Source organism: Hymenobacter sp. BT18, assembly GCF_012273015.1.
Lineage (GTDB): Bacteria > Bacteroidota > Bacteroidia > Cytophagales > Hymenobacteraceae > Hymenobacter > Hymenobacter lutimineralis.
Genome location: NZ_CP050954.1, coordinates 391,929 through 405,928, shown reverse-complemented (window position 1 = coordinate 405,928; position 14,000 = coordinate 391,929). Strand labels below are relative to the sequence as shown.

Sequence of the window (14,000 nt, the reverse complement as noted above, 5' to 3'; positions counted from 1 at the left end):
GCTCAGCATGACAGGCTAATAAATTATGAACAATTGAAAAAGCAGCCCTGGACTTTATACCCGGCGCTGCTTTTTCAATTGTTCAAGTCAAGCGTTACTCCAGCATCAGCACGAAGCCGCCGTGGGGTTTGATGGGCAGGGTGAGCGAAGAACCGGTGACGTGCCGGGTGCTGAAGTCGCGGGAGGTGCTGCCCTCGGTGATGAGCGTGCCGCCTTGCACAGGTCCCAGCTTGCTCAGATCAAGCGTGACGGTTCTCTCTTTCTCGGTGCCGTTGATGCCGGCCACGTACCACTTGCCCTGGGCCTGGCGGGCCAGCACCGCGTATTGGCCGGGAAAGCCGTCAAGGAGCCGCACGTCGTCCCAGCGCGGGGGCAGGTTGCGCAGGAAGTCCACCACGTAGGCGGGCTGCCGGGCCATACCCTCCGGTATTTCCACGTAGTGCTGAATACCCGACTGAAACAGCACCGATAAAGCTAGCTCGAAGCCGTTGGTGGTGGCGCGCCGAATGCCGCCGGGCAGCTCCGAAAAGCACAGGGGCGTGAAATCCATGGGGCCGATGGCGTTGCGGGCGAAGGGCAGCATGGCGCAGTGGGAGGGCTGCTGGTCGGCGTTGGCCTGCTCGAAGGTGATAAACTCGTAGCCACGCACGGCTTCCATCGTGACCAGGTTAGGGTAGGTGCGCGTCCAGCCCCTTGGGATAGTGGTACCGTGGAAGTTCACGACCAGTCCGGCGGCGGCGGCATCCTCCAGCAGATCCTGGTAGTACGCCATAAAGGATTGCCCATCACCTCCAAAAAAGTCGATTTTCACGCCTTTGATGCCCATTTGTTGCAGGCGTGCAAACTCCTGGCGGCGCGTGTCAGGCTCGAACAACCGCCGCAGGGGCGTTTGCGGAGCTTGGTTCCAGCTGCCGTTGGAGTTGTACCAGAGCAGCAGATCGACGTTTTTGCTGTGGGCGTAGCGGGCCAGCTCGGCGGTTTTCTCGTAGCCGATCTGCGTGTCCCACAGCGCGTCAATCAGGCAGTAACGCCATTTCATGTCGGCGGCGTAGTCGATAAAGCGCTTTTGCACCTCGTACACCGCCGACTCATCCTTGAGCAATGCCCAGCTCCAGGCCGCTTTGCCAGGTTGCACGAAAGCAGTATCCTTAGTCTTGGCCGGCGTAGCTACGTCCGTGGTCAGCGTTGACTCCACAATGGTGCCCAAGGAGGGCCCAACGATGACTACGCGCCAGGGGGTACGCCAGGGCAGGCCGCTTTCGGGCAGCAGGGGAGCGGTGGGCGTGGTACGCTCGGGAGCCTGCGGAAAGGCTATACCGTATTCCCCGTCGGGGGCCAGGTGGCTGAGGTGTGCGCCGGCGTAGTGCCGGTCCAGGTCAGTTTCGGTGAGCAGTACCCAGTGGCCTGCCACCTGAAGCAAGGCCGGAAACGACCAGCCCTGGCCCAGCGGAGAAGGTGTGCCGGCCGCAATGCCCATTTGGTAATACTCCTCGTAGGAGGGCTGGGTGTTGGCCCAGCCGGTTTGGGCCACGGCGTGCGGGTGCAGCCAGCCCTTGGCGACCGTAGGCAGGCGGAACGTGGTGTGCTCGGCCACCACTCGCTGCACAGCTTTCGACTGGCCTTCCACCTCGTAGCGGAACGCTACCCCGTCGTTCGATACCTGAAAAATAACACTGAGCAGCCAGCCTTTGGGGCCACGGAAGCGGAGGCGGCGGCGGTTGGCCTGGTAGCGGCAAGCTGCGCGCTTGTCGTTCAGCAGGGTGTAGTTATCCGTTACGATTTCCACTTTCCCGGCGCCAGCCAGCCGCAGGTCTCGGCTGAAATCGGCTTCTGCGAGCTGCAAGCCCAGTCGGGAATGGCGTAGCACCTCCGCGTCGCGGTAGTGAACCGTGTAACGGGGCACGCCTGCCGCATCGAGCGTGACGCTGACGCGCACGGCGCCATCGGGGCTGCTGGTAAGGATGGGGGGCGTTGGGCGCGCCCAAGCTAGTACTGCCGAAAACAAGCCGAATGCCATCAAAATCGTTGATTTCATGCAGGAAAAACAAAGAATAGACCTAGGGTTAAGAGCACCAATTGCGGCTGTTTGCAGGAGCTGCGGAAGCAAACATACCGAACAAAGTCGCCGGATCCTGACTTTAGTCAATCGATTGTGTTGTACGGCCTGATTTAGTTGATGGGAGCGACCTTGAGGATGGTGGCGAAATACTGCTAACCTTCGCTAATTTTGAAGGATTACTTACGCTCACTTTTCGTGTACAAGCAGGTTTTACTGACGTTGGTGCTGGCTCTGGGCTGGTTGCAGCTGTCCGCGCAGGTGGCAGGGCAAACGTATACCGATGAGCGCGCCGGCTACCAGCTCACGTACCCCGAAGGCTGGAGCGTATTCCAGAGCGAATCCCAGTCGCCGGTTACGTTCTACGTCGGCAATGCCCCGCGGGCCGCTCCCGCCGTTGTGGCGCTTATTATTCAGCGGCCGTCGGGCGCGGCTGGCCTGTCGGCTGCCATCAGCCCCCTGGATTCTGTCTGGAAAGTCATCCGGCGCCTGCCCCAGGCCCGGGTGCTGCGCCTGGAAGCGGCCGCGCCCAACGCCCAGGAGGTGCGCTACGATTATACCTTTGCCTCCCCCCAGGGCCGCCGCCACGTGGTCGGGCGGCAGCTAAGCCGGGGCGACGACTGGTTTCAGATTGAATACCGGGCGCTGGCGGCCGAAGACCAGGTGCATCTGGGAGCGGGGCGGCAGCTGGTAGCTTCCCTGAAGCTGAAGCCGGCCAGGAAATCGGTAGCGGCCTTGCCCGCAACCGTGGCGCCGGACGTGCCCAAGCCGGCGGAGCCGGTGTCGCCGTGCAACGATAAGATGTACGGCATTGCGGCCCTGCGCGTGCACGACGGACTATGGGAAGACGACTGCCGGACCATTCACGAGTTTTCGGTGGAAGACCCCTCAGAGCCGCCCATCATTCATCGGCGGGTCCTGCCGTTTCAGTCCTACGCCCTGGCCAAGGGCTTCGATAACTGCCTGTACTCCGTTACGAAAGCTTCCTCCGACACCCCCGAATATATTTACCGCTACAACCCAGCCACCCGGCAGGGGCAGTACACGCCTTGGCTGCTGCCCGCCCAGGGCCCCGAGAACATCTGGATTTCGGCCTCCACCGGCAAGAACGGCGAGCTGTACTTTATCACCTCCGACGCCAACCTGCTGGTGAAGGTAAACCCGGCCGATGGGGCGGTATCGGTGGTGTGGGATACCGACCCGCTCCGGCAGGTGCGCTACTACCATGAAATCGGGTTTTCCGGGGCCGGCACGCACGCCAATTTCTGCCTGGATGAAGACCACACGCTTTACCAGGTCTATAGCACCGACGGCTCGCTGATTCGGGTGGATCTGAAAACCCGGAAGGCCGCCCCGGAGCGGCTGCCGCTGACCGGCCTGCCCGAGCGCGGCGGCTACAGCGACGTGCTGCTGCAGTACGACGCGGAAGGAAACCGGGTGTTTTACCTGGCCGGACCTTCTGCCTTGTACGTAGTCGATGCGGCCCACAACCAGGCCAGCCGGGTGCGCCGGGGCGTGTACACCGACCTGGCCGGGTGCAATGTAATGCGTCCCCCCGCCCCCCCGCCCGCGGCCCCGGTAGTCGTCGTACCGCCACCCGAACCACCTCCGGCGGAGCCGCTGGCCTACTGGCAGGGGCGTGTGCTCGACGCAGCCACGCTTGGTCCGTTGGCGCGCGTCACGTTGCAGCTGAGCAATAGCTCAAACGTCATCAAGGCCGATACGACGCTGGCGCTGAAGCCCGATGCCCTGTTTTCGACCGTAGCTTCCCCCAGTCGGGCCCTGGCGTTGCGAGCCGAGCACAGTGGCTACTTCCCCCTCGATACCACGCTGCTGCTCCGCCCCGGCGTGCTGGTGCACGATGTGCTGCTCCGGCCGCTGACGGTAGGCTCGGTGCTGCGGCTGGATAAAGTGCAGTTCGAGCAAGGCAAGAACGCGCTGCTTTCATCGTCTTACGCCGATTTGGAGCGCCTCCTGACTTTGCTCCAGGCCAACCCCGGCCTGACCATAGAGCTGCGGGGGCACACCGATAACGTGGGAGACCCCCAAAAGAACGTGCTGCTGAGCGAGGAACGGGTGCAGGCCGTGAAGACTTACCTGGTCAACCACGGCATTGCCGAAGCCCGCATTACCGGCATTGGCCTGGGCGGTGCCGAGCCCCGCGCCTCCAACGACCAGGAACCCACCCGCCGCCTCAACCGCCGGGTAGAGTTCCGCGTGACGGGGGGCGGGTAAGAGCCCAGCCGGCAAGCCCTACGCCAGTGGCCGGGCAGCGGGCAGAAACGCCGACCGGTCGCGCACGAAGGCGGCAACCCAGACCAGGGCCAGGATAACGGTGGGAGTGATTATGCTGCGGCCGTGGGAGAGGTCAGTAGCCATGGCGCCGGCGAAGTAGCTGGTGAGCAGCAGCAAGCCCAGTTTCATGGTGCGGGGGTAGAGGAACAGGGCCGTGAAAACCAGCTCCATCACTCCCAGCAGCTTGACGTAATCGGCCACGCCGGTTTCGGCCATGGCTTTCTGGATTTCCGGACCGCCGACAAGTTTCATGATGCCGCTGGCTGTAATCAGCAGGGCGGGTACGGTCGTGAGCAGGCCGGGTAGGAGGTATTTCTTATTGAATGCCATGGGAGTACACCTTGAGAATGAGGGATGTGCAAGCGGCCGTCGGTGGCAGCCTGCGGGAGCAAAGGTGCTGGCCTGGCGGTATGTTCCGGATAGCGGTTTCCCAAAGGATACCGGTATGCTGCGGGGTACTCACCTGATTTCTAGCGACCTTTGCCCCATGCCTTTTCCTTCCTCTGCGCCCTCCCACACCGCATGCACCGGCGCCATGCGCTCCGTGCGCGACTCCCTCGACCTGCTAGGTGGCAAGTGGAAGCTCCCCATCATCGTGGGTTTGAGCGGCGGCCCGCAGCGCTTCAAGCAGCTCCAGCGCGAGGTAGCGGGCATCACGGCCAAAATGCTCAGCAAGGAGCTGAAGGAGCTGGAAATAAACGGCCTGATTTCCCGCCACGTGCAGGCCGACGCCGCACCTGTGGCCGTGACGTACACCCTAGCCGCCTACGGCCACACACTATTTCCCGTCATCGAGGCCCTGCACGCCTGGGGCCAGCAGCACCGCGCCCACATCATGCACGCGGGGGAGGCAGTGGCGGCGTAAGAGACTGTGCTGGCGTAGGATACACCCCAGCACAGCAGCGCTTGGTTTTGGCTGTTCGCGGGATGAGCTAATCAAATGTAGAACAGCAGCTTAAGGGGATAATGGTGTGAGGTTGTAAGACTTTAGCAACTTGTCAAAACTGACGGGCCATTTTCCAATGAATTCCTGCACAGGTTTTTTTAGCAGCAACTCCCGGGTTCGTCGGTGCACATCGGCGTTTCCAATTGAAAGCAGCGTTTCACTGATAGTGAAAAGGTCAAATGCTCGCTCCTCAGCGGACAGGCGCGTCAGCAGGGCAGAAGCAGCCCAGGTAAGATGGTGCTGCCGGATGATGCCACACAGCGCCGCCAGGTCTTTGTCCCCAAATACGGAAAGTCCGTGAAAGGTAACGGCCCGGAAGGTCAGACTATCATGCTGTAAGATAGGGAGCAGCAGGTTGCTCATCAGTCGCTCGGTGTTGAGCCCGCTTTCATAGCTTACCAGAAAGCTGTTTCCGGTAGGTGAAAACCCTAATAGCCCCCTTGTAAAAATGGCGGCGGCTTTCTTTTCATCTCGCTTAGTGAAGAGGGTAACTTCTGCAGGCGTAATCAGCTGTTGCTGCCACCACAGCTGCACAATCAGGCTGTCAAATACTGGGTGATAGTGATTGGAAAGTGCCTGGGCAAGTTCGGAAAGGGTACGGCGGCCCGCTCCGTCATCGTAGTACAACCTGTGGCGGTAGATACTATCAAGCAGGTGCGCTACTGCCTGGTTTTGGTAGCTCGCAACTGCCGCGTAGAATCTATAGTCGCTTTCCTTGCCTACGTACGGCTGAAGCAGTGGCCAGAGGGCTGGGTCAGGAAATTGGGTTACCGCTGCCCACAACGACCACTGCTCGAAGCGGGCAATAAGCGGTACATCGGCCTTCTCCCGGTAAGAAGCCAGCGCATGAGCCAGTGGAGCAGAACCGTATTTTGTTTCTACCAAATCCAGGCAAAGCTTGCGGATAGCCGCATAGGAGCCAGGGTAGGCATTGTTGGTGTAGCAAGCCGTTTCCTCTGTACGCCAATCAATAGGGTAGCCCTGACTTGCCAGGGTTAGCGCCACGCTATCTAGCTTCAGCAGCTGAAAGGTGTAGCTCGCACTGTCCTGCGCAGTGAGTTTTTGGTATCGTCCACTGTAGTAAAATCGGTCATAGAGCTCGGAAGATGGATAAGTCTTACGAGTGAAAACCCGGCCGTTGTCGGGGTGAGTTAGTTGCAAGGTGACACGCTGGTCGCTCCGGATTATCTCCCCGAAAACCTCGTACAACTTCGGGTATTTGCGGTCAGCCAGCGCCAGGGCAGCGTACAGCCTCATAGCCGGATTTGACTGCTGAGCTAGGCGAAGTAATTTTTCGGTTGAGACGTTAGCGCGTAGGTTCGCAAAACCAGGAGACGGTTTTTCTACAGTTTCGTAGATGAGAATACGCTTTACCTGCGGTATACCTCCACGCCGCATTCGGTAGGGAGGCTCCTGCTTCTGCGCCTTGGCCCGCCCACCTGGCAAGAATAAAATACCGAGTAAGAATAGCCGTACTATTGTCATTGTTAAAGTAGAATAGCTATAGATTACCATAGTCTGTCAACATAGTTGATGCTCAATTTCAATGCCCCAAGATACGCTCAAGCTCCCCGAACTCTCCCTCGTCCTGCTCATCGGTACCTCTGGGGCGGGCAAATCCACCTTTGCGCGGCGGCTGTTCCGGGCTACTGAAATCGTGTCGTCGGACCAGTGCCGGGCGCTGGTGGCCGATGATGAGAATGACCAGTCGGCCACGCCGGATGCCTTTGCCTTGCTGCACTACCTGGTGGGGCTGCGCCTCAAGCGCGGCCTCCTCACGGTAATCGACGCCACCAACGTCCAGCCCGAGGCGCGCAAAACTCTCGTGCAGCTAGCCCGCGACTACCACGTGCTGCCCACGGCCATCATCCTCGACGTGCCCGACCGCGTGGCCGAGGACCGCAACCGCCAGCGCACCGAGCGCCAGCACCTGGGCCGCCACGTGATACCCCAGCAGCGCCAGCAGCTGCGCCGAAGCCTCAAAACCCTCAAACAGGAGGGCTTCCGCCACATTTTCCACCTGCGCGGTTCCGAGGAAATTGACGCCGTACAGACCATCGTGCGCGACCCGCTCTACAGCAACCGCAAGCAGGATACCGGCCCTTTCGACATCATTGGTGACGTGCACGGCTGCTACCAGGAGTTGGTGCAGCTGCTCACGGAGCTGGGCTATGTGGTGGAGGAAGAGCCTGTGGCAGATGTGCGGGATTTGGGCGTGCGGGTGACGCGTCGGGAGGATGTGGGTAGAGACGCGACACTTCGCGTCTCGTCGTTGAACGAACCGGAACCGCGCGGCCTAAACAGCCTCAGCAACGATGAGACGCGAAGTGTCGCGTCTCTACATCACCCAGAGAATAAGCCGCCACGCCGTGTCCTGTTCCTCGGCGACTTAGTGGACCGTGGGCCTGATTCGCCGCGGGTGCTACGGCTGGTCATGAGCATGGTACAGGGCGGCCAGGCGCTGTGCGTGCCCGGCAACCACGACATCAAGCTCTTGCGCTACCTCAACGGCAAGCAGGTCAACGAAAAGCACGGCTTTGCCGAAACGGTGCAGCAGTTAGCCTCGGAATCTGACACGTTTAAGTCGCAGGTGCGGCAGTTTCTGGATGGGCTGGTGAGCCATTACGTGTTGGATGGGGGCAAGCTGGTGGTGGCCCACGCGGGCATGCGGGAGGAAATGCAGGGCCGCGGCTCGGGGGCCGTGCGGGCGTTTGCGCTGTTCGGCGAAACCACCGGCGAAATCGACGAGTTCGGGCTGCCGGTGCGCTACAACTGGGCCTCGGAGTATCGTGGGCGGGCCATGGTAGTGTACGGCCACACGCCCGTACCCGACGCCGAATGGCTCAACAACACCATCGACATTGACACCGGCTGCGTGTTCGGGGGCCGCCTCACCGCCCTGCGCTACCCCGAGCGGGAACTGGTTTCGGTACCCGCCCGGCAGGTATACTGTGAGCCGGTACGCCCGCTCGACTACCTGCGCCGCCTGGCCGAAGCCAGCAACGAACAACCAGAACCCAACAACCAGCTCTCCGCCCAGCAGCAGCACGACGACCTGCTCGACATCCAGGACGTGACGGGCAAGCAGATCATCAAGACGCGCTTGCTGCCCTCCGTCACCATTCGGGAGGAAAACGCGGTGGCGGCGCTGGAGGTGATGAGCCGGTTTGCCCTCAACCCGAAGTGGCTGCTGTATCTGCCGCCCACCATGAGCCCGTCGGAAACCTCGGCGCTGCCCGATCTGCTGGAGCACCCCGCCGAAGCTTTCGACTACTTCCGCCGCCAGGGTCTGGAGCGGGTGGTATGCGAAGAAAAGCACATGGGCAGCCGCGTGGTCGTGGTGTTGGCCCGGGATGAAGACGCCGCGCGCCGCCGCTTCGGGGTAGTAGGCGAGGGGCCCGGTAAGGTGTATACCCGCACCGGCCGTAACTTCTTCAATGACCCCGCGCTGGAAGCCGCCTTCCTCGCCCGCCTGCAGGATGCTCTCACGGCTAGTAGCTTCTGGGAGCGGTTCAGCACCGACTGGCTGTGCCTGGACGCCGAGCTGCTGCCATGGTCGGCCAAGGCCCAGGAGCTGATCAAGAACCAGTACGCCGCCGTGGCGGCAGCGGCCACCGCCGCCCTGCCCGAAGCCGCGGCCGTCCTCACTCAGGCTGCCGCCCGAGGCCTCGATGGGGTAGAGGCGCTGCTGGCCCGCACCACTGCCCGCCAAAGCGCCGCCCAGCACTACGCCGAGGCCTACCGCCGCTACTGCTGGCCCGTGGATAGCCTCGCCGATTTGCGCCTGGCCCCGTTCCACCTGCTCGCCACCGAGGGCCGCACCTACTTCGATAAGGACCACGCCTGGCACATGGAAACCCTGCGCGCCATCTGCCTCCAGGACGAAGGCCTGCTCCGCGCTACGCCTTACCGTGTGGTGCACCTCCAGGACATTACCGACGTGGAAGCCACTACCCAGTGGTGGCTGGACCTCACCGCGGCTGGCGGCGAAGGCATGGTCGTAAAGCCCTACGACTTCATTCCCAGCGGCCAGAAAACCCTGGTGCAGCCCGCCCTCAAGTGCCGGGGTCGGGAGTACCTGCGCATCATCTACGGCCCCGACTACCTGCTACCCGGCAACCTGGAGCGTCTGCGCGAGCGGAACGTGAAGTCCAAGCGCAACCTCGCTCTGCGCGAATTCACCCTCGGCGTGGAAGGTCTAGAGCGGTTTGTGGCCGGCGCCCCGCTACGGGAGGTACACCAGTGCGTATTCGGCGTGCTGGCCCTGGAAAGCGAAGCCGTGGACCCGCGGCTGTAATGCCGGTACTCTTCGTGTGCCTATGCATTCTGCCTTCATCGGTTACGTAGCAATTCCAGATATAGCTTAGGCCAGTGCGCATCGACAACCTGCCGACGTAGTAACGATTGGGCTATTACTTCTTCCTCGTCATAGACAACAGTGAAATTGTAATCAGTGGCCGATAGTCGCTTAAATGGGCGCAGGGGGCTCATATCCATCAAAGCAATCAGGGCTGCATATTGTAGGCGGGGATTGGTGCTGTGTAAAAAAGCACGGAGGGTATCAACTACCAAGGTGGGATGCTGACGAATGTGCCCATTTCTTCCTAGTGCCCAGATACATCCTTCCTTATAAAGGTCATCATTCGTTGTAGTCAAGCTGCGAATAAGTGCATGAATAGAGTTTTCTCCAGTTATAGTCAAAGCCCAAATGGCTCTATCTGTGACTGGAGAAGAGGAGGCAACTAACAGATGTAGCAGTAGTGGCGTGAGTTTCTTCGCATCCCGTTGAAGCTGTGTTGGGAACTTCTTAATTATTATACTGAGGCTGGCAAATTGTACTCTATCATCCATGCTTGCGAGGTTTTCTACAACTGCCTCGTATAGTTCAGGCATGGCCGCCAACTGATACAACTCTTCAAAAGCGTGTAGCTTCTCTTCAGTATCACTGGATTTTAAGTGAAGCAGGATTTCTTGAACTGTCATATAGAATTATCCTGCTACTTCCCGCCCATACTCTTCTCTCGAGCCCCTTTAAACTCCGAACCTTCGCGCCACTTGGGAAACGTGGTTTCACTAGCCAGGCGCTGGCCCACGCGAAAGTAGAGCTGGGCGTCCTGGGCAATGCCCGTCAGGTCCCAGCTGGGGTCGAACTGGTCGGCGGGCTTGTGGTATAGGTTGGTGGTGTAGTTCTGGCGCTGCTGGGCAATGGCCTGCTTGCCGCCGGTGCGGCTCTCAAAACCGCCGCTGGCGTAGAGCGAGGGCACGCCCACGTGGGCGAAGCTGAAGTGGTCGGAGCGGTAGAACATGCCGGTTTCGGGCGTTTGGTCGGGCAGCAGGTAGCGGTTTTGCTCCTGGGCCGCCGCGCGGGCGTAGTCCTCCAGCTCCGACTGTCCGTAGCCGATAACGGTGAGGTCCTTCATCGGGCCGTAGGGCCAGAGCATGTCCATGTTCAGGTCGGCCACGGTTTTATTGAGCGGGAAGGGCGGGTGCTGAGCGTAGTACGCCGAGCCCAGCAGGCCCTGCTCCTCGGCCGTCACGGCCAGAAACACGATGCTGCGCTCGGGCTTCTGCTTGGCCTGCTGGAAGGCCTCGGCAATGCTGAGCAGGGAAGCCAGGCCAGTACCGTCGTCCACCGCCCCGTTGTAGATGGAGTCGCCGGCAATGGCTTTGCCCACCCCGAAATGGTCCCAGTGAGCCGAGTAGAGGATGTATTCGTCGGGGCGGGTGGTGCCAGGCAGCACGGCCAGCACGTTGCGCGAGGTCTTGCGGAGCAACTTGTTCTGGATGCTGCCCGTGAGGGTAAGGCCGCCCAGGAGGCGGGGCTTGAAGCCGCGGGTGTTGGCGGCGGCGTAGAGCTGCTCATAGTTCTGGCCGGCGGCCTGGAACAGCTTTTTGGCCGCGTCCAAAGTCAGCCAGCCTTCCAGGGCGCACTTGTCGGCACCTTTGTTCTCGGTTTGGGCGCGCAGCTTAGGGCTGATGGCCCCGCTCAGCACCACGCTCCAGGGGTAAGCGGCCGGCTTGGTGTCGTGCACGATGAGCACGCCGGCGGCGCCGTGGCGGGCGGCTTCCTCGTATTTGTAGGTCCAGCGCCCGTAGTAGGTCATAGCCCGGCCCTTGAACAGAGTGGAGTCCTGGCTGGCGTTGCCGGGGTCATTCACCAGCACCACCACGGTCTTGCCTTTCACGTCGAGGCCGGCGTAGTCGTCCCAGCCGTACTCGGGGGCCACCACCCCGTAGCCGGCAAACACCAGCGGGGAGTTGGTGACCTTCACTTCGGGCTGCTCGCGCTGGGTGAAGGCCACGAAGTCGGTCTTATACTCGAAGCTTAGCGCCTGGCCTTTGCCCTTGACTTGCAGAGTGGAAGAGGGCGTGCCGGTAATTTCGACCAGCGGCACCGGCTGGAAGTAGGTGCCGTTCGGGCCGGGCTGCAGGCCGAGGCGCTTGAACTCGTCGGCCAGGTACTGGGTGCTGCGCGTCTCGCCCTCCGTAAAGGGCTTGCGGCCCAGCATCTCATCCGAGGAAACTGCCTGCAGGTACTTGCTGATGCTGGCCGCGCTGATGGCTTCGGCTGGGGCGGCCGCCCCGGGCGTGGCGGTAGTTTCGGCCGTGGCGACGGGAGCGGAGGCCGTAGTAGCGGGCTGAGTCTGGCAGCTGAATAGGCCGAGGCCGAGCAGGAGGCTGGCGGGCAGCAGGTGGAAAAGCACCATAAAGGCAGAGCGTTAGTTCAGACAAGCAAGGTAGCAGAAGTTGCGAGGAGAGTTTCGGTCTTATGCCGGCGCCAAGCCGAAGCGGCTTTTTAAGTATTGGTTGTTCGTTGTCAGATAGAACGTCCTGCTCCATCTGGCGTCCGCGAAGTCGAAGTCTCTCTACCGCTTCGCCTGGGTTTACCATACTACCAAGATGCTGCGCCACACGCTCAGCATGACGTTTAGCAGGACATGACGTTCAGTAGAAAAAGCCGGGTCAATCCACTTCCTCACACTCCGACTGCACGTTGGTGAACAGCTTTTCGTACTGCTGCTGCCATTTCTCGGTGGGCTCCACGCGCCGGATAGTTTCATTGATGCAGTTCCACCAGCCGAAATTAATCAGCTCCACCTGGGCGTATTCGTGCCAGTTGGGCGCGGTGGATTCCTGCTCAAACCGCGCCTGCAAACTTTCCGGCACGCTGTTATTCTTTTGCTGCTCCCGCACCAGCTGCTGCCAACTGGCCATGATGCTACTATCGTTGCCCGCGGCCAGGCCCCTGATGTAGGTTTTGCACGCGGCCGGGTACGGGGAGTTTGCCAGCAGGCTGGGGTTGCTATACCCCAGGATGGTGAGCTTGATGGCGCGGTATTCGTCGTTGAGTTCCTGGAGCTTGAGGCGCTTCAGCTCCCGCCACGTAGCGCCCGGCACGGGCTGTAATTTCCTGATATGCGCCAGCACGTTGGTGTACTCCGCTTCCAGGGTATCCACGCTTAGCTTGGCAATATCGGCGGGCTTGAAGACCGACGCCGAGGTGGTGAGCTGCCCGCCCCGGAGCAGGTCGTAGGTATCGGTGAGCTGCTGCGCGGTGTACTGGCGGCTGTCGTAGCGGCCGGTGAAGGTGCACATTTCCGTGTCCCAGTGAAACGTAGCCAGCGAGTCAGCTGCCGCCGGAGCAGCCGCTGCGCCAACGGGGGCAGGCGGCGGGGTGGGCTGCTGGGTAGAAGGGGTATCGGGGGTGCAGGCACCGAGCAGGGCGGGCAGCAGCCAGAAGAGGGGGCGGTAGTTCACAGCATAAGGAGTTACTGCCGGCATAGTGGGGAGCGGCGGCCAAATATACAGGGCAGAATGAGGGGGCAATACGCACCGGAACAGGGGGCTGGGCCTTTACCTTGCACGTGTAAAGCCCTAGTTCGCCTTTCACCACCCATTCTGCCCGTGCACGCCCGCATCCAAACCGCCCTCACCCAGCTCGAAGCCCGGCACCATATCCGCATCCTGTACGCCTGCGAGTCGGGCAGCCGGGCCTGGGGCTTTCCCTCGCCGGATTCCGACTACGACGTGCGCTTTATCTACGCTCATCCCACCAACTGGTACCTGACCCTCGACGATGGCCCCGACACGCTCAACTTTCCCGTGGACGAGGAGCTGGACCTGGCCGGCTGGGAGCTGCGCAAGACGCTGAAGCTGCTGCGTGGGGCCAACGCGGCCCTTTTCGAGTGGCTCCAGTCGCCGGTGGTATACCAGGAAGCCGCCGGGTTTCGGGCGGCGCTGGCCCCGCTGCTGCCCGCGTGCTGGAACCCACGCGCCGGCCTGCACCACTATGCCGGCCTGATGCGCCGCGGCGTAATGGACGACCTGACCGGGGAAGACGTGCGCCTGAAACGGCTGTTCTACGCCCTGCGCTCCACGCTAGCCGTGCGCTGGATTCAGCAGCGCCCCGCCGAGGTGCCACCCATGGAGTTTGCCGCGCTGCGCAGCCTGTTGCCTCCGGAGCTGAACGGCAGCGTAGATGAGCTGCTCGCCCGCAAAGCCACCGCCCACGAAAAAACCACCGTGCCGCGCCCGGCCGCGCTGGTCGCGTTTCTGCAAGCCGAGTACGAAGCCGCTGTAGCCGCCCGCGAAACGCTGCCCGTAGCGCGCCCCGCCGACCCCACACCGGAGCTGAATGCGCTGTTCCAGAATTGGTTGGCTGATACCCGCCCTAGATAACTAGGCCGTTAGTAGAAGGCATTC

Annotated in this window: 10 protein-coding genes; 4 read left to right on the top strand and 6 right to left on the bottom strand. The window is 61.5% G+C overall.

Translation table 11 applies throughout. The features are described 5' to 3' along the window. Positions 1-94: 94 nt before the first annotated feature. Positions 95-2,035, bottom strand: a complete 1,941-nt coding sequence (locus HER32_RS01770) for a glycoside hydrolase family 97 protein (RefSeq protein WP_168680058.1) — start codon at positions 2,033-2,035, stop codon at positions 95-97. A 192-nt stretch (positions 2,036-2,227) separates the two neighbouring features. On the opposite strand from HER32_RS01770, the gene HER32_RS01765 reads away from it, so the two are divergent. After that, the gene (locus tag HER32_RS01765) at positions 2,228-4,291 is read left to right on the top strand and encodes an OmpA family protein (RefSeq protein ID WP_168680056.1); all 2,064 of its coding nucleotides are present in this window, start codon (positions 2,228-2,230) and stop codon (positions 4,289-4,291) included. 18 nt (positions 4,292-4,309) lie between these two features. Here HER32_RS01765 and HER32_RS01760 read toward each other — a convergent pair whose 3' ends face one another. Further along, positions 4,310-4,681 (bottom strand): DoxX family protein, encoded by a 372-nt coding sequence (locus HER32_RS01760; RefSeq protein ID WP_168680054.1) that lies wholly within the window; start codon positions 4,679-4,681, stop codon positions 4,310-4,312. 157 nt (positions 4,682-4,838) lie between these two features. On the opposite strand from HER32_RS01760, the gene HER32_RS01755 reads away from it, so the two are divergent. After that, a complete protein-coding gene (locus tag HER32_RS01755; RefSeq protein WP_168680052.1) occupies positions 4,839-5,216 on the top strand; it encodes a winged helix-turn-helix transcriptional regulator in 378 nt (125 codons plus the stop codon). Between the two features lie 90 nt (positions 5,217-5,306). Here HER32_RS01755 and HER32_RS01750 read toward each other — a convergent pair whose 3' ends face one another. Continuing rightward, positions 5,307-6,812, bottom strand: a complete 1,506-nt coding sequence (locus tag HER32_RS01750; RefSeq protein ID WP_168680050.1) for a hypothetical protein — start codon at positions 6,810-6,812, stop codon at positions 5,307-5,309. A 31-nt stretch (positions 6,813-6,843) separates the two neighbouring features. Between HER32_RS01750 and HER32_RS01745 the strand changes: the two genes are divergently transcribed. Then, positions 6,844-9,594: a polynucleotide kinase-phosphatase gene (locus HER32_RS01745; RefSeq protein ID WP_168680048.1), complete on the top strand. Its 2,751-nt coding sequence runs from the start codon at positions 6,844-6,846 to the stop codon at positions 9,592-9,594. 35 nt (positions 9,595-9,629) lie between these two features. Here HER32_RS01745 and HER32_RS01740 read toward each other — a convergent pair whose 3' ends face one another. The 3 genes from HER32_RS01740 to HER32_RS01730 all read right to left on the bottom strand — a co-directional run bounded on the left by HER32_RS01740 (position 9,630) and on the right by HER32_RS01730 (position 13,055). Then, the gene (locus HER32_RS01740) at positions 9,630-10,280 is read right to left on the bottom strand and encodes a hypothetical protein (protein ID WP_168680041.1); all 651 of its coding nucleotides are present in this window, start codon (positions 10,278-10,280) and stop codon (positions 9,630-9,632) included. A 14-nt stretch (positions 10,281-10,294) separates the two neighbouring features. Continuing rightward, complete coding sequence (locus HER32_RS01735; RefSeq protein ID WP_168680039.1) at positions 10,295-12,004, bottom strand: M28 family metallopeptidase; 1,710 nt, start codon at positions 12,002-12,004, stop codon at positions 10,295-10,297. Positions 12,005-12,260: 256 nt separating this feature from the next. Beyond that, the gene (locus HER32_RS01730) at positions 12,261-13,055 is read right to left on the bottom strand and encodes a hypothetical protein (RefSeq protein WP_168680037.1); all 795 of its coding nucleotides are present in this window, start codon (positions 13,053-13,055) and stop codon (positions 12,261-12,263) included. A 147-nt stretch (positions 13,056-13,202) separates the two neighbouring features. Here HER32_RS01730 and HER32_RS01725 point away from each other — a divergent pair, with 147 nt between their 5' ends. After that, positions 13,203-13,976, top strand: coding sequence for a DNA polymerase beta superfamily protein (locus HER32_RS01725; protein WP_168680035.1), 774 nt, complete (start codon positions 13,203-13,205; stop codon positions 13,974-13,976). The last annotated feature ends 24 nt before the right edge of the window (positions 13,977-14,000 follow it).

Bases quoted from the DNA above. Each gene is read 5' to 3' on its own strand.
- HER32_RS01760 (WP_168680054.1), bottom strand. From the start codon at position 4,681: ATGGCATTCAATAAGAAATACCTCCTACCCGGCCTGCTCACGACCGTA.
- HER32_RS01770 (WP_168680058.1), bottom strand. From the start codon at position 2,035: ATGAAATCAACGATTTTGATGGCATTCGGCTTGTTTTCGGCAGTACTA.
- HER32_RS01740 (WP_168680041.1), bottom strand. From the start codon at position 10,280: ATGACAGTTCAAGAAATCCTGCTTCACTTAAAATCCAGTGATACTGAA.
- HER32_RS01745 (WP_168680048.1), top strand. From the start codon at position 6,844: ATGCCCCAAGATACGCTCAAGCTCCCCGAACTCTCCCTCGTCCTGCTC.
- HER32_RS01750 (WP_168680050.1), bottom strand. From the start codon at position 6,812: ATGGTAATCTATAGCTATTCTACTTTAACAATGACAATAGTACGGCTA.
- HER32_RS01755 (WP_168680052.1), top strand. From the start codon at position 4,839: ATGCCTTTTCCTTCCTCTGCGCCCTCCCACACCGCATGCACCGGCGCC.
- HER32_RS01735 (WP_168680039.1), bottom strand. From the start codon at position 12,004: ATGGTGCTTTTCCACCTGCTGCCCGCCAGCCTCCTGCTCGGCCTCGGC.